This is a genomic window from Streptomyces sp. NPDC087440 (assembly GCF_044744005.1).
Taxonomy (GTDB): domain Bacteria; phylum Actinomycetota; class Actinomycetes; order Streptomycetales; family Streptomycetaceae; genus Streptomyces.
In genome coordinates, this window is the sequence record NZ_JBIUXN010000011.1 from 152,144 (window position 1) to 168,814 (window position 16,671).

General features: G+C 73.4%; 16 protein-coding genes. 9 read left to right on the top strand and 7 right to left on the bottom strand.

From position 1 onward, the window contains the following. The first annotated feature begins 20 nt into the window (after positions 1-20). Complete coding sequence (locus tag ACIO3O_RS22435; RefSeq protein ID WP_401748484.1) at positions 21-2,432, top strand: right-handed parallel beta-helix repeat-containing protein; 2,412 nt, start codon at positions 21-23, stop codon at positions 2,430-2,432. Here the strand turns inward: ACIO3O_RS22435 and ACIO3O_RS22440 are convergent. Next, a complete protein-coding gene (locus ACIO3O_RS22440) occupies positions 2,429-4,768 on the bottom strand; it encodes a hypothetical protein (RefSeq protein WP_401748486.1) in 2,340 nt (779 codons plus the stop codon). The two genes, ACIO3O_RS22435 and ACIO3O_RS22440, sit on opposite strands and share 4 nt — an antisense overlap. Before the next feature lie 209 nt (positions 4,769-4,977). Between ACIO3O_RS22440 and ACIO3O_RS22445 the strand changes: the two genes are divergently transcribed. Together ACIO3O_RS22445 and ACIO3O_RS22450 are read left to right on the top strand one after the other, a co-directional pair. Beyond that, the gene (locus tag ACIO3O_RS22445; protein ID WP_401748487.1) at positions 4,978-5,817 is read left to right on the top strand and encodes a DeoR/GlpR family DNA-binding transcription regulator; all 840 of its coding nucleotides are present in this window, start codon (positions 4,978-4,980) and stop codon (positions 5,815-5,817) included. An 81-nt stretch (positions 5,818-5,898) separates the two neighbouring features. Then, a complete protein-coding gene (locus ACIO3O_RS22450) occupies positions 5,899-6,375 on the top strand; it encodes an SRPBCC family protein (RefSeq protein ID WP_401748489.1) in 477 nt (158 codons plus the stop codon). A 48-nt stretch (positions 6,376-6,423) separates the two neighbouring features. Here the strand turns inward: ACIO3O_RS22450 and ACIO3O_RS22455 are convergent, their stop codons facing one another. Then, complete coding sequence (locus ACIO3O_RS22455) at positions 6,424-7,590, bottom strand: PLP-dependent cysteine synthase family protein (RefSeq protein ID WP_401748491.1); 1,167 nt, start codon at positions 7,588-7,590, stop codon at positions 6,424-6,426. Positions 7,591-7,961: 371 nt separating this feature from the next. Here ACIO3O_RS22455 and ACIO3O_RS22460 point away from each other — a divergent pair, with 371 nt between their 5' ends. Both ACIO3O_RS22460 and ACIO3O_RS22465 read left to right on the top strand, forming a co-directional pair. Then, complete coding sequence (locus tag ACIO3O_RS22460) at positions 7,962-8,288, top strand: hypothetical protein (protein ID WP_401748493.1); 327 nt, start codon at positions 7,962-7,964, stop codon at positions 8,286-8,288. A gap of 239 nt (positions 8,289-8,527) precedes the next feature. Continuing rightward, on the top strand, positions 8,528-9,067 hold the full coding sequence (locus ACIO3O_RS22465) for an ATP-binding protein (protein WP_401748495.1): 540 nt from the start codon (positions 8,528-8,530) through the stop codon (positions 9,065-9,067). Between the two features lie 110 nt (positions 9,068-9,177). Here the strand turns inward: ACIO3O_RS22465 and ACIO3O_RS22470 are convergent, their stop codons facing one another. The 3 genes from ACIO3O_RS22470 to ACIO3O_RS22480 form a co-directional block, all read right to left on the bottom strand. Beyond that, complete coding sequence (locus ACIO3O_RS22470; RefSeq protein ID WP_401748497.1) at positions 9,178-9,507, bottom strand: SHOCT domain-containing protein; 330 nt, start codon at positions 9,505-9,507, stop codon at positions 9,178-9,180. 175 nt (positions 9,508-9,682) lie between these two features. Next, complete coding sequence (locus tag ACIO3O_RS22475; RefSeq protein WP_401748499.1) at positions 9,683-10,330, bottom strand: maleylpyruvate isomerase N-terminal domain-containing protein; 648 nt, start codon at positions 10,328-10,330, stop codon at positions 9,683-9,685. Positions 10,331-10,367: 37 nt separating this feature from the next. Beyond that, on the bottom strand, positions 10,368-11,606 hold the full coding sequence (locus tag ACIO3O_RS22480; RefSeq protein ID WP_401748501.1) for an ROK family protein: 1,239 nt from the start codon (positions 11,604-11,606) through the stop codon (positions 10,368-10,370). 67 nt (positions 11,607-11,673) lie between these two features. Here ACIO3O_RS22480 and ACIO3O_RS22485 point away from each other — a divergent pair, with 67 nt between their 5' ends. The 4 genes from ACIO3O_RS22485 (at position 11,674) to ACIO3O_RS22500 (ending at position 14,472) form a co-directional block, all read left to right on the top strand. After that, positions 11,674-12,957 carry an MFS transporter gene (locus ACIO3O_RS22485; protein WP_401748503.1) on the top strand — a complete coding sequence of 428 codons (1,284 nt, stop codon included), beginning with the start codon at positions 11,674-11,676 and terminating at the stop codon, positions 12,955-12,957. An 85-nt stretch (positions 12,958-13,042) separates the two neighbouring features. After that, positions 13,043-13,402, top strand: a complete 360-nt coding sequence (locus tag ACIO3O_RS22490) for an SCO4225 family membrane protein (protein WP_401748504.1) — start codon at positions 13,043-13,045, stop codon at positions 13,400-13,402. Further along, positions 13,399-14,151 carry a maleylpyruvate isomerase family mycothiol-dependent enzyme gene (locus ACIO3O_RS22495; RefSeq protein WP_401748506.1) on the top strand — a complete coding sequence of 251 codons (753 nt, stop codon included), beginning with the start codon at positions 13,399-13,401 and terminating at the stop codon, positions 14,149-14,151. The genes ACIO3O_RS22490 and ACIO3O_RS22495 overlap by 4 nt, the downstream gene beginning before the upstream one ends. 39 nt (positions 14,152-14,190) lie before the next feature. Beyond that, entirely contained in the window at positions 14,191-14,472 is a 282-nt protein-coding gene (locus ACIO3O_RS22500) for a DUF6332 family protein (RefSeq protein ID WP_401748508.1), read from the top strand. On the opposite strand, the gene ACIO3O_RS22505 is transcribed toward ACIO3O_RS22500, so the two are convergent. Both ACIO3O_RS22505 and ACIO3O_RS22510 read right to left on the bottom strand, forming a co-directional pair. Further along, the gene (locus tag ACIO3O_RS22505) at positions 14,433-15,098 is read right to left on the bottom strand and encodes a response regulator (protein ID WP_401748510.1); all 666 of its coding nucleotides are present in this window, start codon (positions 15,096-15,098) and stop codon (positions 14,433-14,435) included. The genes ACIO3O_RS22500 and ACIO3O_RS22505 overlap by 40 nt on opposite strands. After that, entirely contained in the window at positions 15,095-16,369 is a 1,275-nt protein-coding gene (locus tag ACIO3O_RS22510; RefSeq protein ID WP_401748512.1) for a sensor histidine kinase, read from the bottom strand. The genes ACIO3O_RS22505 and ACIO3O_RS22510 overlap by 4 nt, the downstream gene beginning before the upstream one ends. Positions 16,370-16,671: the final 302 nt, after the last annotated feature.

The following is a 16,671-nucleotide window of genomic DNA, read 5'->3' on the forward strand; positions in this document are numbered from 1 at the left end:
GGTGGGGGCACGCACACGCCATGGCACAGGGCACGGTCCAGGTGACGCACTCCGGCACTTCCAGGTGGCGGCGCCGCACGGGTGAGTACGACTCCCTCGCCGCCGCCCTGGAGGCCGCGGGGGACGGCGACGTCCTCACCATCGCTCCCGGCACGTACCGGGAGAACCTCGTGGTGCGCCGCGCGGTGACGCTGCGCGGTTCGGAGGGTGCGGCCGGGTCGGTGCGGATCGCCCCGATAGACGGCGTGGCCCTGACGGTGCGCGCCTCCGCGGTCGTACAGGACCTCAGCCTGGAGGGTCAGGACTCGGCGGCGCCCGCCCTGTTGGTGGAGGACGGCACTCCGGAGTTCGAGGGGCTGCGGATCGTGACGCGCTCGGCCGTCGGCATCGAGGTGCGGGGTGCGGCCAGACCGACGGTGCGCCGGTGCGCGGTGGACAATCCGGGCGGCGTCGGCATCGGCGTACTGGACGGCGCCGGCGGCCTGTTCGAGGACTGCGAGGTCGTCGCGGCCGGGCAGGCGGGGGTGTCGGTCAGCGGCGGGGCGCACCCGCGGCTGGAGCGGTGTTCGATCCATCACACGTCGGGCTCCGGGCTCGCGGTGACCGGCGAGGGCTCCGGGGTCGAGGCGATCGGCTGCGAGATCTACGAGGTCAAGGGCACCGGCGTCCAGGTCACGTCGCGCGGTGCGGGCCACCTCACCGAATGCGCGGTGCACCGCACTTCCGCGGACGGCGTGACGCTGGACACGGACGCGGTGCTGACGCTCTCCGACTGCGACATCCACGACATCCCGGAGAACGCGATCGACCTGCGCGGACGCGCGGTACTGACGCTGTCGCGCACCACGGTGCGCCGCTTCGGCCGCAACGGCCTCTCGGTGTGGGACCCGGGCACCCGGGTGGACGCCAACGGGTGCGAGATCCACGACAGTACGGGCGACTACCCGGCGGTGTGGGTGAGCGACGGCGCGACGGCCGTCCTGGACTCCTGCCGGGTGCACGACGTGCCGGACGCCGTCTTCGTCCTGGACCGGGGCTCGCGCGCGGACATCGTCGACAGTGATCTCTCCCAGGTGCGCAACACCGCCGTGTCGGTGAGCGACGGCGCGACCGCACAGCTGGACGACTGCCGGATCAAGGAGGCGTCCACGGGCGCCTGGTTCCGTGACCACGGCAGCGGCGGCACCCTCGCGGGCTGCACCATCGACTCCGTGCAGACGGGCGTCATCGTCACCAAGGGCGCGGACCCCCGGATAGAGCGGACCACCGTCAACTCCCCCGCCGAGTCGGGCTTCTACGTGTCCGCAGAGGGGCGCGGCACCTTCCACAACTGCCGGGTCGCGGGCAGCAACGGCTACGGCTTCCACGTCATGGACGGCTGTCGTACGACGCTGACGCGCTGCCGCACCGAGCGGTGCGCGCGCGGCGGCTACGAGTTCGCCGAGGACGGCCCGCTGGTCGAGGACTGCACCAGCGACGAGAGCGGCGTCAAGGCCGCGGCGGCCGAGCCGCCGCCCGCCGTGCTCACCGCCACCCAGTCCCCGGGCCTGCTCTCCACCATCCCGGTGCAGCGTCCGACGGCCACCCCTCCCCCAACGGCCGCCTCCGACGCGGACCGCGCGCGTTCCTCGCAGGACGTGCTGGGTGAACTGGACGCGCTGGTCGGCCTGGAGAGCGTGAAGCGCGAGGTGCGTGCGCTCACCGACATGATCGAGATCGGCCGCCGCCGCCAGGAGGCGGGCCTCAAGGCGGCCTCCGTCCGCCGCCATCTGGTCTTCACCGGCTCCCCCGGCACGGGCAAGACGACGGTCGCCCGCCTGTACGGGGAGATCCTCGCCTCGCTCGGGGTGCTGGAGCGCGGTCATCTGGTCGAGGTGTCCCGGGTGGACCTGGTCGGCGAGCACATCGGGTCGACCGCGATCCGTACCCAGGAGGCGTTCGACCGGGCGCGCGGCGGGGTGCTGTTCATCGACGAGGCGTACGCCCTCTCGCCCGAGGACTCCGGCCGGGACTTCGGCAAGGAGGCCATCGACACGCTGGTGAAGCTGATGGAGGACCACCGGGAGGCGGTGGTGGTGATCGTCGCGGGCTACACGGAGGAAATGGAGCGGTTCCTGACCGTCAACCCCGGTGTGGCGTCCCGTTTCTCACGGACCATCACCTTCTCCGACTACGAGCCGGACGAACTGCTGAGGATCGTGGAGCAGCAGTCCGAGGACCACGAGTACCGGCTCGGGGCGGGCACGCCGGAGGCGCTGCTGAAGTACTTCACGGCGCTGCCCAAGGGTCCGGCGTTCGGCAACGGCCGTACCGCCCGGCAGACCTTCGAGTCGATGGTGGAGCGGCACGCGGGCCGGGTCGCCCAGTTCACCGAGGTGTCCACGGACGACCTGACCCTGCTCTATCCGGACGATCTGCCCGAACTCCCTTAGGTGCGGGGGGTGTTCTGCCGGGGCAGGGCCGGTTCCGGCAGCCGGGCGAGGAGCTTGTCACGCTCGGCGGCGAAGGCGGGGTCGGCCTGGTAGTCGGAGTGGCCGAGGATCGGTGCGGGCAGCGGGGTGTCGCGGGTGCGCCCGTAGGCGAGCGGGTCGAGGAGCGCGTCGCGGTCCACGGGTTCGCAGTCCTCGTCGGGCACGACGCGGACGGGGCCTCCTATCGGGTCGGTGTGCCGCCAGAGGTTGCGCCAGCAGTCGACCTCGTCGTGCAGTCCGCGCAGGCAGGACGGCCCGAAGTAGGCCGGGAACCAGCGTCCGTACAGCCGCTCCAGCGGTGCGCCGTACGTCAGCAGGGCGACCCGGCGGCGGGTGCGCAGCGGGAGCTGCCAGACGGCGGCGGCCGACAGGACGCTGCCCTGGGAGTGGCCGGAGATGACCAGGCGGCCCTGGGTGCGTTCGGTCCAGGTGGCCATGCGCCAGGTGAGGTCGGGCACGGCGCGTTCCGCGTAGCAGGGCGGGGCGAAGGGGTGGGCGGCGCGCGGCCAGAAGGTGCCGACGTCCCACAGGATGCCTATGGTGCGCCGCGCCTTGGGGTCGCGGTAGGCGCGGCGTCCCCAGGTGACCAGGAGCAGGAAGCCGAAGCCGATCAGCCAGGAGCCGAGGGCCTGCGAGGTGTGTGCGACGGCCTCGACCGGTGAGGGGGTGCCCTTGGCGGCGCGGCCGGGCACCTCGTCGTACAGGAAGGCCCCGAGGAGGGCGACGCCGCCGAGGATCAGGGTGGCGCCGGACAGGGCGGCGATCATGCGGGGGGCGTGGTCGGTGAGGTCGGCGGCGGCGCGGGCGAGCGCGATGCGGCCGGTGCGCACCGGGTCGGGCCGCTCGGTGGGGTAGTCGCCCTCGACGGTGGGACCGAGCGCGCTGCGGGTGCGCCAGGTGCGGATGCCGTAGTGCAGGGCGAGCAGAAGCAGGATCAGCAGCAGGGGCGGGATGACGGACGCCTGCCAGGTCAGCAGGACCGGCGGTCCTGAGACGGGCACGTCGGGGCCGGTGGCCATGCCGGGGGTGCCGGGGCCGTCGAGCCAGTCGGCGACCCGCTGGGCGACGCCGCCCGACATGACGCCGCCCAGTGCGCAGGCCAGCATGGCGACGGCGGGCCCGCCGAGTCCGCGCATGGCGGTACGGGCCACAGGCGTGCGGCGGTTGAGGATCACCGCGACGACGGCGAGCGCGAGGACCAGCAGCAGTTGGGCGAGGGTGAGCAGCCCGAACGACCGGGCCCCGCCGTCGAGGCGGCCCACCGAGCTCCACGCGGGCCGCGACCAGCCCGCGTACAGCACGGCGAGGGCGAGAGCGACGAGGGACGCGGCGGGCAGCAGCGTGACCAGGGCCCTGTCCAGGGCGGCGTCGAAGCGGGACTCGGTGCGGCCGCGTCGGCAGATCACCCACACGACGACGACCGCGCCCAGCAGCAGGGCCCCTTGGAGGGCCCAGCCGCACACGTTGAGGACGGTGTGGTCGGCGGCGCGGTCGTGGCGGGCGGTGGCGACGGTGAGGGCTCCGGCCACGGTGAGGAATCCGGCGGCGGTGTGCGCGGCGCGCAGCCGGGCGACGAGGCGGCGGCCGTACCAGAAGCCGGGGCGGCCGAGGGCGGGCCCGGCGGAGGACTCCTCGGCGTTGGGGAGGGGCTGCTGGGACTCGTACGCGCTCCAGGTGCGGTGCGAGAGGTACCAGAGGAGTCCGGTGAGGGCGGCGGGGACGAGGGCGGCCAGGGCGATGCGGCGGCCCGGCTGGCTCCACCAGCCGCCGTGCGCGGTGGACAGGAAGCCGAGCCAGGACTTCTTGTCGGAGCAGGACGCGGAGCCCGCGCACTGCCAGGCGGTGAGGTCGAGGGCGACCTCGCAGGCGGCGGCGACGAGCAGGAGGGTGAGGGTGAGCGCGACGAGGCGCACGAGGACGCCGTAGAGCCGGACGGTGCGGGCGTTTCCCTCGGTGGTGGGGCGCATCCAGTGCGCGAGGTTGACGACCATGAAGGGCAGCAGGAGCAGCCACAGGGCGCGGATGCCGTTGCCGGAGGTGAGGTTGGACCAGACGTACGCCTCGGGGATGGGTTTGTCCCGGTAGTCGCCGGGGCGCTCCTCGGCGTCGACGTCCTCGGTGCGGCGGAACACGGCGGCGGTGTTGTCGCCGGTGACGCGGGTGGTGCGGGGGTCGCCGAGCATGTCCTGGGGGGTGGCTCCGCCGACGCCGTGCACGAGGAGTTCGAGGGCGGGGGCGGTGAGGTAGGCGACGATGCCCGGAGGGGGGCCGTCCGGAGCGGCAGGGACAGAAGGCACTGCGGGGCTCGCTCTCCTGCGTGTGCGAGGGGGGAACTTTCAGCATCCCGGACGCACCCCCCGCTGCCCACCCCCACCGCACATTCTCCGCGAGTCGCCCCCGGGAATCTCGCGTCCGGGCGGCCATCGCACCAGCCGTGGAGGCGTGTTGCGGCCCGTGCGAGGATGAGCAGCCCCTGACAACGTCGTGGAAAGGACCGGGGCCCGCAGTGACCGAGAATCAGAACCTCCTCGCCGAACAGCGCCGCGCCCTCATCCTCGACGAGGTGCGCCGGCGCGGCGGGGTGCGGGTCAACGAGCTGACCCGGCGGCTGAACGTGTCCGACATGACGGTCCGCCGCGATCTGGACGCGCTGGCCCGCCAGGGTGTGGTGGAGAAGGTGCACGGCGGCGCGGTCCCGGTGGCGGAGGCGAGCACCCACGAGCCCGGTTTCGAGGCCAAGTCGGCGCTGGAGCTGGCCGCGAAGGAGGACATCGCGCGGGCGGCGGCGGCGATGGTGGTCCCGGGCAGCGCGGTGGCCCTGTCGGGCGGTACGACGACGTACGCGCTGGCCCGGCACCTGCTGGAGGTGCCGGACCTGACGGTGGTGACGAACTCGGTGCGGGTGGCGGACGTGTTCCACTCCGCGCGGCAGGCGGGCGGCGACGCCGGGGGTGCGGCGACGGTGGTGCTGACCGGTGGGGTGCGCACTCCGTCGGACTCGCTGGTGGGGCCGGTCGCGGACCGGGCGATCGCCTCGCTCCACTTCGACGTGCTCTTCCTCGGGGTGCACGGGATATCGGCCGAGGCGGGTCTGTCGACGCCGAACATCGCGGAGGCGGAGACCAACCGCAGGCTGGTGGGTTCGGCGCGCCGGGTGGTGGTGGTCGCGGACCACACCAAGTGGGGGACGGTGGGCCTGAGTTCGTTCGCCTCGCTGGAGCAGGTGGACGCGTTCGTGACCGACCGGGGCCTTTCGGCGGCGGCGCGCGAGGAGCTGGCGGAGCATCTGCCGGGGCTGGTGGTGGCGGGCGAGGAGCCCGGGACGGAATCCCCCGAAGACAACTGACGGTACGTCAACTACCTTTGCGCGTACGCTTCTTCCGCAGGCAACCCGGAAGTTCCGCCGTCCACCGGAGGTGCACCGCGCATGGTCCGTCAACTGCGGGGCGTGGGGCTCGACTTCGCCGAGTCCGCGCCCGTACGCCTGGTCTTCGCCGCAGAGGTCGCGGCCGCGCCCGAGGACGTGTACCGGGCGCTCGCCGAGGAGACGCGGGCGTGGCCGCACTGGTTCACGGCCGTGACGTTCGCCCGGCCGACGGCCGAGGGCCGCGAGGTGCACCTCAAGGGCGGCACCAAGTTCATGGAGACGGTCGTGGCGGCCGAGCCCGGCGAGCGGTACGCGTACCGGATCGACCTCACCAACGCCCCCGCCGTCACGGCGATGCTGGAGGAGTGGCGGATCCGGCCGACCGGGGCGGCCACCCGCGTTCAGTGGACCATGGCCGTCGACGGCCCGGCCCCGCTGCGGCTGGTGCTGCGGGCGGCGCGCCCCGGGGTGGGGCGCTCCTTCCGCGACGCGGTGCGGGCGCTGGACCGGCGGCTGGCGGGGCAGCGGCGGCAGTAGGGCTCAGGGCCGCGCCCCGATGCCTTCAGGGCTACACCCCCGTCTCGCTCAGGGCCACACCCCTGTCTCCAGGAACTGCTCGATGGCCGCCGAGTAGGGGGCGATGTCCAACCCCTGCTCGGCGAGCCAGTCGTCGGAGTAGTACTTGTCGAGGTAGCGGTCGCCCGGGTCGCAGATCAGCGTCACCACGCTGCCCCTGCGGCCCTGCTCCACCATCTCCGCGACGATCTTCAGCGCGCTCCACAGCCCGGTGCCGGTGGAGCCGCCCGCCTTGCGGCCGAGGGCGGCGTCCAGGGCGCGCACGGCGGCCACGCTCGCCGCGTCCGGGACCTTCATCATCCGGTCGACGGCGCCGGTGACGAACGAGGGCTCCATGCGGGGGCGGCCGATGCCCTCGATGCGCGAGCCGCAGTCGCTGGTGGCGGACGGGTCGTGGTTGCTCCAGCCGTCGAAGAAGCAGGAGTTCTCCGGGTCGGGGACGCAGATGAAGGTGTCGTACTGCATGTAGTGCACGTAGCGGGCGATGGTCGCCGAGGTGCCGCCCGTGCCGGCGGTGGCGACGATCCAGCTGGGCTCGGGGTAGCGCTCCAGCTTCAGCTGCTGGTAGATCGACTCGGCGATGTTGTTGTTGCCGCGCCAGTCGGTGGCCCGCTCGGCGTAGGTGAACTGGTCCATGTAGTGGCCGCCGGTCTCGGCCGCGAGGCGGGCGGACTCCTCGTACATCTTGCGGGAGTCGTCCACGAAGTGGCACTGGCCGCCGTGGAACTCGATGAGGCGGCACTTCTCGGCGCTGGTGGTGCGCGGCATCACGGCGATGAACGGCACCCCGATGAGCCCGGCGAAGTACGCCTCCGAGACGGCGGTGGAGCCGCTGGAGGCCTCGATCACGGGGCGGCCCGGCCGGATCCAGCCGTTGCACAGCCCGTACAGGAAGAGCGAGCGGGCCAGGCGGTGCTTGAGGCTGCCGGTGGGGTGCGTCGACTCGTCCTTGAGGTAGAGGTCGATGCCCCACTGCTCGGGCAGCGGGAAGCGCAGCAGGTGGGTGTCGGCGGACCGGTTGGCGTCCGCCTGCACCTTGCGCACCGCTTCCTTCAGCCAGGCCCGGTACTCCGGGTCGCTGCGGTCGACGTCCACGGTCGGCACCGCCGCCGGTGCGACAGGGGGTACATCGGCCACTGCGGCGAGGCCGCGTCCTGCCGGGTCGCTGCTGCTCATCCGCGCCACTCCTCGTGCTGCTCTGTGCTGTCCCGTGCGGTTTCGTACGGCTGTGTGGGGCTTTGTCGAGCTGCTGTGCCATCGGCATGAGCGCCCGGCACAGCGATCTCCCACTTGCCACTTTAAGCCGCCCACCTGCACAAACGTTCACTTTGGGCAGCCATAGCACTCCCTTGTGTCACCGCTTGGGGCGCACTGGGGGCGCAGAGGTGGAATGCCCCATTCAGTGCTCTGATCCCCCTGGTGTGCACACCCCCGCCCATGCAGACTGCCCAGAGACAGCGGGGGCACGAACGGGGGCGCATCACGACGTCCATCCATCGGGAAGACCCGGAAGGCCGGGAAGACCACGGGAAGGAGGCGAACAGCCCATGGCGGAGCCCGACTTCAGCGTGTTGGGGGTAAGGATCGAGCGATGGCCGCGTTCGCTCACCAGGGCGGGGCAGGTCGTCGTACGGGACGGAGTGCTGGCGCTGCTGAGAAGCGACGGCCAGATGATCGACAGCGCGCCACTGGGGACGGTGACCGCGGGCAGGCCGTGGTTCGCCGGTGGCGACCGCACGGTGGCCCGGCTCAACGGCATCCGGTACCGGCTGACCTCCGCCGAGGCGGGCGGCCGACTGCGGGACGCGCTGCGGTCCGTGACGACGTCGCGCGATACGTCGCCCGGCGCGACGGGCGGTGCCGCGCGTGGCTGAGGCGACGCGGGTGCGTACGACCGAGGCGACGCGGGTTCGCGGGGCCGAGGCGACGCGGGTTCGCGTGGCTGAGGCGACGCGAGTTGCGGACCGCCATCCAGGGGTCCACCCTGGCGATATCTCACGCAGGGTGCCCCTGCGGTGACGCTGTGATCCAGCCCGCCGCTCCGATCGAACCGCACCCTCGCCCCCGAAGCTCTTCGACCGCCTTCCGGACCTCACCCCGGGGAGTCGCAGCAGTGATCAGCCAGCCCAGCAGGCACTGCACGGTGGAGCTCCAAGCTGCACCGGCACGGATCGGCCAAGTCCGCAGGATCGTTTCCGCGCAATTGCGCTATTGGCATCTGGACCCGTTGATAGACCCGGCGGCGCTCGGTGTGACCGAGCTGCTGACCAACGTCCATCGGCACGCACATCCCGACAAGACGTGCACCGTGGAGATCGAGTTGCTTCTCGACCGGCTCACGGTGTCCGTCCACGACCACGACCCCCGGCCGCCCACGGTGTGCGTGGCGGAGCCGTTCGACACCGGCGGGCGCGGACTCGCGCTCGTCGAGGCGGTCAGCGACGACTGGGGAGTGCGCCGGCAGGAGGGCGAGGAGGGCAAGACCGTGTGGTTCGCCCTGCCCACCGCCGTGCCCGACACCGCCGCGCCCGCCGCTCCCCCGCCCGCGTCCGACGCCCTCGTCGAGGACTCGACCGTGGTGGCGCTGACGCCGCGTCCGGAGCGCGAGCGCAGTAAACACGGCCGGACAGCCCGGTCCGCCGCGGTGGGCTGACCCGGACCGTCGCGTACCGGCTCGTCGCGCCCACGACTGCGCCCTTGACCGGGCCGTCACGTCGCGAACCGGCCCGGAGTCCCGGGCCGGTCGCCGCGGCACGGCCGCCCTCAGGCCATGCCGCCCTTGCCCCTGAGCGGGTCCTCGGTGCCGCCGAACTGCTCGTTCAGCACGGAGAGCCTGCGCCAGTACTCGTCCTCGTCGATCTCGCCGGTGGCGAAGCGCCGCCCGAGCACGGTGATCGGCGACTGCTCGCCGAGCCCGCGCCGCTGGCCCGCCTGCCAGGGGCCCTGCCAGGGTCCGCCGCGCCCGGGTCCGCGTCCCCTGCCCCGCCACACGGTGCGGCGCAGCAGGGTGATGACGCCGATGACCACGGCCGCCCAGACCAGGGGGAAGAACAGCATCCAGGGATGGGGTCCGTCGTACGCAAGGGTGTTCATGGGGTCCGACTCCTCGGGTCGTTGTGTGCTTCCGAGGATGTGCCGGGCGGGGGGTGCGGGGCGTCGTACGGGCAGCGGCCGTCGACGTACCTCCGCGGGAGTACGGGGCGGGCCTGCCGGTGCTCCCCGCCGGGCCTGCCGACGGCGCGGGCACCCGTCCGGCAGGTGCCTCCCGTCAGCGCGGGGCGCCGTACCAGCGCCACTCCGCCAACCGCTCCCGGCCCGCGAGGTCGCCGCGTCCGGTGGCCCACAGCAGGGTGGGCCAGGGCTCGGTGCCCGCCGGAACGTGCGGGAAGAGGCGGTGCAGGGCGCGGGCGCACAGGTCGGCGGGCGGTTCCCAGGAGGTGAGGCCGAGGCCGGTCGTCAGGTCGTGGGTGTGCACGAGGATCTCCACGACGCTCATCGCGGTGAAGCCCTCGGGGTCGGAGTCGCCGTAGACGTGGTACGCCCTGGCCTCGGGGGACTTGACCGACACCACCGCGTGCATGAGCGCGGCGGCCGAGTCGAGTGCGGCCAGCAGGCCTTCGGGGCCCGCGGCGCGCTCGACGCGGACGGCGTTCTGGGGGCCGTCGGGGCTCTCGGCGGTCCGCCGGTAGGGCACGTTGGAGCCGGTGCGCTCGGCGGCGAGCTTGACGGCGTACGAGAACAGGTCGTCCACCAGATGCTCGGCCGTCTCCCAGCAGTCCCACTCCAGCGCTCCGGCCCGGACGCTCCAGTCGGCGTCGAGGGCGGGGCGCAGGGCGGCGATGCTCAGGTCGGCGGCGAGGCGCAGGTCGGCGGGAGCGAGCCGCGTGCCGGGGGTGTCGGCGGGGGTGAGGGTCATGCGCGGACGCTACCAAGTCGGTCGGGCGCGGCCACCGTCAATTTCCGGCAGGGACCGCCGGCGCCGCGAGCGGGTCGTCCAGGACCGGCTGCCAGGCCAGCTCGGCCGCTCCGACCAGGGAGTTGTGGTCGAGCGTGCTGGGCAGGATCGGTACGCTGCCGCTCCTGCCCCACAGGCTGCGGTCGGCGACGACGGCGCGCAGCCGCTCGGGGGCGGCGGCCAGCAGGGCCTGGTGGAGGCCGCCGAGGACGATCCGGTCCGGGTTGAGGATGTTGACGAGCCCGGCGAGCCCGAGGCCGAGCCGGTCCACGAGGGCCTCGGCGGCCGTCCGTACCGCCAGGTCCGTGTACTCCTCGCGGAGCAGGTCGCGGGACTGCTGGAGCAGCGAGACCTCGGGGCCCGGGGTGCGCCCGGCCTCCGCGAGGAAGGCCACCGGGTCGGTCTCGACGTCGAGGCAGCCGCGGCTGCCGCAGTGGCAGGGGCGGCCCTCGGGGTTCACGGTGAGGTGCCCGACCTCCAGGGCGAGGCCCGAACTCCCGCTGTGCAGGCGGCCGTCGAGGACCAGCGCGCCGCCGACGCCCCGGTGCCCGGTGGCCACGCACAGCAGGTGCTGCGCGCCCCGGCCCGCACCGTGGCGGTGCTCGGCCAGTGCCGCGAGGTTGACGTCGTTGCCTGTGAAGGCGGGGCCCTCGATCCCGGCGGCGGCAACGCGTTCGGCGAAGATCTCGCGGACCGGGGCGCCGGGGGGCCAGGCCAGGTGGAGGGGGTTGAGGGCGGTGCCCTCGGGTTCGGCGACGGCGGAGGGGACGGCGAGTCCGGCTCCGGCGCAGCGGCGTCCGGACTCCGCCAGCAGGCGGGCGCCCGCGTCGACGACCGCGCCGATGACCTGGGCGGGGTCGGCGTCGATGTCCTGGCAGCCGGGGGCGGTGGCCACGATCCGGCCGCCGAGGCCGACGAGGGCGGCCCGGTAGCCGTCGGAGTGCACCTGGGCGGCGAGCACGACCGGGCCGGTGTCGTCGACGGTCAGCCGGTGCGAGGGGCGGCCCTGCGATCCGGCGGCCGCGCCGGGGTTGGAGTCGACGCGGATCAGGCCGAGGGCTTCGAGTTCGGCGGCGACCGCGCCCGCCGTGGCGCGGGTCACGCCGAGTTCGGCGGTGAGGACGGCGCGGGTGGGGGCGCGGCCCGTGTGCACGAGTTCCAGTGCGGGTCCCAACGCTCCCCTTCCCCGGTCCAACTTCGTCCTGGCGCTGGTCACCCTGGTCCCCTCGGCGTTCATGAAGCCGAGTCTGCCACGCCCCGCGCGCGCCTTGCCCCGTTTGGGGGGCTCCCCCTATGCTGACTTTGTGCCGAACCTAAACAAAGTCCGGACGACCGCTTCGGGGGGCCCGGGCGGAAACCCCGCCGCACCCTCCCTCTCCCGTCTCCGCACCGCGCTGACCCTCTTCTTCGCCCTCGACGGCTTCATCTTCGCCGGGTGGGTGGTCCGTATCCCGGCCATCAAGGAGCAGACCTCCGCCTCGGCCAGCGCGCTCGGCCTCGCCCTGCTGGGGGTGTCGGCGGGTGCGGTGATCACGATGACGCTGACCGGCCGCCTGTGCGGGCGCTTCGGCAGCTTCCGGGTGACGGTGGTCTGCGCGGCGCTGCTCTCGCTGAGCATCGCGCTGCCGCCGCTGACGCATTCGCCGCTGGCGCTGGGGCTGGTGCTGCTGGTGTTCGGCGCGCTGTACGGAGGCATCAGCGTCGCGATGAACAGTGCGGCGGTGGATGTCGTGGCCGCCCTGCGCCGCCCGGTGATGCCGAGTTTCCACGCGGCGTTCAGCCTGGGCGGCATGGTGGGTGCGGGGCTGGGCGGGCTGGTGGCGGGCGGGTTGTCGCCGCTGGTGCACCTGTCGCTGCTGACGCTCGTCGGGCTGCTGCTCACGGTGGCGGCGGGGCCGACGCTGCTGCGCGAGTCGCGCACGCTGACACCGGTCACGCCTTCGACTCCGGGCACTGACGACCGTACGCAAGAGGCCGACCGTACGGAAAGGGCCGACCGCAAGGGGTCGCGCCGCGTCGTCGCCCTCTTCGGGATCATCGCCCTGTGCACCGCGTACGGAGAGGGTGCGATCGCCGACTGGGGGCCGCTGCACCTCCAGGAGGACCTGGGTGCGCACCCGGGCACCGCCGCCGCCGGGTACTCGCTGTTCGCGCTGGCCATGACGGTCGGCCGGTTCTCCGGCACCACTCTGCTGGAGCGGCTCGGTCAGACCCGGACGCTGGCGCTGGGCGGTGCGACCGCCGCCGTCGGCATGCTGCTCGGCTCCCTCGCGCCGACGCTGTGGCTCGCGCTCCTCGGCTTCGCGGTGACCGGTCTCGGGCTGGCGAACATCTTCCCGGTGGCGATCTCCCGGGCGGGCGAGCTGGCCGGTCCCGGCGGGGTCGCCGCCGCGTCCACGCTCGGGTACGGCGGAATGCTGCTGGGCCCGCCCGCGATCGGGTTCCTCGCCGACTGGCTGTCGCTGCCGACGGCGCTGACGACGGTGGCGGTCCTGGCGGCCGGGGCCTCGTGCCTGGGGCTGTTGGCACGGTCCGCGCATCCGGTGTCGCACTCAGGGGGCTCGGGTGGCCGAATAACAGCCGACTAGGCAGCCCTGAGTAGGGCTACTCAGGCGGAACCGGGCCCTCGGGGGCACGATGAGGGTCCACCGTCGAACCGTCCGGGGGGACGAGATGAAGGATCATCGCGCGCACGGCCTCGTACAGCTCACGTTCCGCAACCCCGCTTCCGTGGTCTACCTGTCGCTGGTGACCGTGGCCGCGCTGTTCGTGACCGTCGACATGCTCTTCGTCACGCACGACGACGCGTCGCTGGCGGGGGTCTGGCTGTTCCTGCTCGCCGCGCCGACGGTCTTCCTGTTCATGATCGGCGGCGATCTGCTCGCGAGCGCGGTCGCCGACTCTGCCGCCTTCCTCTATCCGTCGCTCGTCCTGTCCGTCCTGATCCAGTCGTACGCGCTCGGGCTCTTCGTCCGTCTGCTGCGCGGGGAACGGCGGGCGCCGTCGCGAAGCGTGCCAGGATCGGCCGTATGAAGACCGACGAACACATCGAATCCCTTTCCCGGGAGGGGCAGTTGCTGGCCGACGCGGCCGGGGCCGCGGGCACCTCGGCCGAGGTGCCGACCTGCCCCGGCTGGCTCGTGCGCGACCTGCTGCGGCACACCGGGATGGTGCACCGCTGGGCGACACAGTTCGTGGCGCACGGGCACACGGAGTACCGGCCGGACGCGGGCGAACCGGACCTGGACGGCGACGCGTTGCTGTCCTGGTTCCGCGAGGGGCACGCGGCGCTGGTGGGTGCGCTGCGTGCGGCCCCGCCGGACCTGGAGTGCTGGACCTTCCTGCCCGCGCCGTCGCCGCTCACGTTCTGGGCGCGCCGCCAGGCACACGAGACGACCGTGCACCGGATGGACGCGGCGTCGGCGGTGGGACTCGAAGTGGGCGACGCACCAACGGAGTTGGCGGCGGACGGCATCGACGAGCTGCTCACCGTCTTCCACGCGCGCGACCGCAGCCGGGTGCGGCCCGAGAAGCCGGGGACGCTGCGGGTGCGGCCCACGGACGGCCCGCCGGGCGCGGTGTGGACCGTACACCTGTCGCCCGACGGTCCGCCCCGTACCGTACGCAACGACGAGGGCCCGGCCGACACGGAGCTGAGCGGTGCGGCCGGGGCGCTGTATGCGGTGCTGTGGAACCGGGCGCCGGTGGACGCCGTGACGCTGGCCGGGAATCCTCAACTCGCCGCTCTGTGGCGCGAGTCGTCGTCCGTCACCTGGAACTGAGAGGCGTCCCGGGACGCTTCGCGTGGAAGACTCACCGGCATGGGGAATCGAACACGGGCGCAGAGCGACGCCATCACCATCGAGATCGGGTACGCCCTGTTCAGCGCCTTCGTGCTGGCCGGGGTGACGTTCCTGGCGGTGGTCGCACCGGCGGATCTGCTGCTCGGCCTCTCGGGGGACCGGATGCGCGGGACGACGACGGCGGCCGGAGTGCTGGCCGTGGTCGTCTTCTTCGTACGGGTCGGGTACGTGCTGTGGGGCTACCGGGGAGCGCCGGGCACTCAGCCGAGCCAGCCGGGGCGCACCAGCCCCGACTCGTAGGCCATCACGACCAGTTGGGCGCGGTCGCGGGCGCCCAGTTTGACCATGGTGCGGCTGACGTGGGTCTTCGCGGTGAGCGGGCTGACGACGAGCCGCCGGGCGATCTCCTCGTTGGACAGCCCCATGCCGACCAGCGCCATCACCTCGCGCTCCCGCTCGGTGAGCGCCTGGAGGGCAAAGGCGTGCGCGGGCTCCTTCGACCGGGCGGCGAACTCGGCGATCAGCCGCCGGGTCACTCCGGGCGACAGCAGTGCGTCGCCCTCGACCACCGCGCGGACCGCCCGGATCAGCTCCTCGGGTTCGGCGTCCTTGACGAGGAAGCCGGAGGCTCCGGAGCGGATCGCCTCGAAGACGTACTCGTCGAGCTCGAAGGTGGTGAGCATGACGACGCGCACGCCGTCGAGTTCGGGGTCCTCGGTGATGCGCCGGGTGGCGGCGAGTCCGTCGAGGCGGGGCATGCGGATGTCCATCAGGACGACGTCGGGCCGCAGTTCGCCGACCAGCCCCCAGGCCTCCTCCCCGTCGCTCGCCTCGCCCGCGACCTCGATGCCGGGCTGGGCGCCGAGCAGGGCGCGGAATCCGGCCCGTACGAGGGCCTGGTCGTCGGCGAGCAGGACACGGATCACCGGACGTCTCCTTCGGACTCTTCGGGTGCCTCGGGTGCTTCGGGTGCTTCGGGTGCCTCGGGTGCTTCGGGCGCTTCGGAGCTGATCCCCCGGGCTCGTTCGCGGCCGAGCAGAAGGGTGGCCTCCACGCGGAAGCCGCCGCCGGGCAGCGGACCGGCTTCGATCGTGCCACCGAGGGCGGCCGCGCGCTCCCGCATTCCGGCCAGTCCGTTGCCGCTGCCGCCTGCCGCGTCGCCCGTCGCCGGTCCGGCGTCGTCGATACGGAGCCGGAGGGCACCCGGCGTGTGGGCCACCAGGACGTCGGCGGTACGGGAACCGGAGTGCCGGACGACGTTGGTGAGGGCCTCCTGCACGATGCGGAAGGCGGCGAGGTCGGCGCCGGGCGGGACGCGTCGGGGAGGTTCTCCCTCGCTGCTGGTACGGACCGTGAGCCCCGCCGCGGCGGCCTGCTCGACGAGTTCGGGCAGCCGGTCGAGCCCGGGGGCGGGGGTGCGGGGGGCGTCTCCGGGCGTCCGCAGGGTGTCCAGCACCTGGCGGACCTCCCCGAGGGCTTCCTTGCTGGCGGACTTGATGGTGCTGAGGGCGGTGCGGGCCTGTTCGGGGTCGGTGTCGAGGAGGGCGAGCCCCATGCCGGCCTGCACGTTGATGACGGAGATGCTGTGCGCGAGGACGTCGTGCAGCTCGCGCGCGATTCTGAGCCGTTCCTCGTCGGCCCGCCGCTTCTCGGCCACGGCCCGCTCGGCGCGGGCCTGGCGGCGCTGCTGCCGTTTGAGGCGGGCGAGTTCGGCGGCGGCGAGGAGTACGGCGAACCAGGCGGCGATGACGGTCTCGACGCCCCAGGGCGCGGGCCCGTCCCCGGCGGGCGGCAGCCACCGGTACAGCCAGTGCCCGATGAGCAGGTGCCCGCCCCAGAGCATCCCGAGCGCGCACCAGGCGGCGACGCGCCGCCCGCGCACGACCGCCCCGAAGCACGCCACGGCGGCGGTCAGGAAGACGGGTCCGTACGGATATCCGCCGGCCAGATACCCGAGCACGCTCGCACAGGCGACGAAGGCGACCACGGCGGGCACCCGGTGCCGCCAGAGCAGCACGGCCGCCCCGCCGACGAGCAGAACCCGCGCGAGAACGTCGAGCTGCTGCCGCTCAGGCTGCCCCACCTGAGCAAAGTGCGACCCGACAAAAACGACGAGCGCGATGACGAACGTCGACCGCCAGGCCAACCCACCGATCCCGGGACGACGCTCACGCCCCCAGCGCTCTCCTGGTTCCATGCACCCCACGCTAGACGCCCGCCCCCTCACAAGCGTCCCCCGCCCGAGGCACCGCCGCCTACTCCCCCCGCAGTACTTCCAGTAACGCGAGACATCCAGGGACGCGAGAAACCGCGCCCCTCCAGGGGCGCGGGGAACTGCGCAAAACACCAGCCCCCCACCCAGCCGCGCGGCGAGCGCTTTAGGTGAAGGGGCGGGACCGGGGCGAAATCCCGGGGGTCCGGGGGCAGCGCCCCCGGCACGAACAGCACCCCCCCCCCCCCCCCCCCCCCCCCCCCCCCCCCCCCCCCCCCCCCCCGTAC

Bases quoted from the DNA above. Each gene is read 5' to 3' on its own strand.
- ACIO3O_RS22435 (WP_401748484.1), top strand. From the start codon at position 21: ATGGCACAGGGCACGGTCCAGGTGACGCACTCCGGCACTTCCAGGTGG.
- ACIO3O_RS22460 (WP_401748493.1), top strand. From the start codon at position 7,962: ATGGCGGAGCCCGACTTCAGCGTGTTGGGGGTAAGGATCGAGCGATGG.
- ACIO3O_RS22490 (WP_401748504.1), top strand. From the start codon at position 13,043: ATGAAGGATCATCGCGCGCACGGCCTCGTACAGCTCACGTTCCGCAAC.
- ACIO3O_RS22480 (WP_401748501.1), bottom strand. From the start codon at position 11,606: ATGAACGCCGAGGGGACCAGGGTGACCAGCGCCAGGACGAAGTTGGAC.
- ACIO3O_RS22470 (WP_401748497.1), bottom strand. From the start codon at position 9,507: ATGAACACCCTTGCGTACGACGGACCCCATCCCTGGATGCTGTTCTTC.
- ACIO3O_RS22475 (WP_401748499.1), bottom strand. From the start codon at position 10,330: ATGACCCTCACCCCCGCCGACACCCCCGGCACGCGGCTCGCTCCCGCC.
- ACIO3O_RS22450 (WP_401748489.1), top strand. From the start codon at position 5,899: ATGGTCCGTCAACTGCGGGGCGTGGGGCTCGACTTCGCCGAGTCCGCG.
- ACIO3O_RS22500 (WP_401748508.1), top strand. From the start codon at position 14,191: ATGGGGAATCGAACACGGGCGCAGAGCGACGCCATCACCATCGAGATC.
- ACIO3O_RS22455 (WP_401748491.1), bottom strand. From the start codon at position 7,590: ATGAGCAGCAGCGACCCGGCAGGACGCGGCCTCGCCGCAGTGGCCGAT.
- ACIO3O_RS22510 (WP_401748512.1), bottom strand. From the start codon at position 16,369: ATGGAACCAGGAGAGCGCTGGGGGCGTGAGCGTCGTCCCGGGATCGGT.
- ACIO3O_RS22495 (WP_401748506.1), top strand. From the start codon at position 13,399: ATGAAGACCGACGAACACATCGAATCCCTTTCCCGGGAGGGGCAGTTG.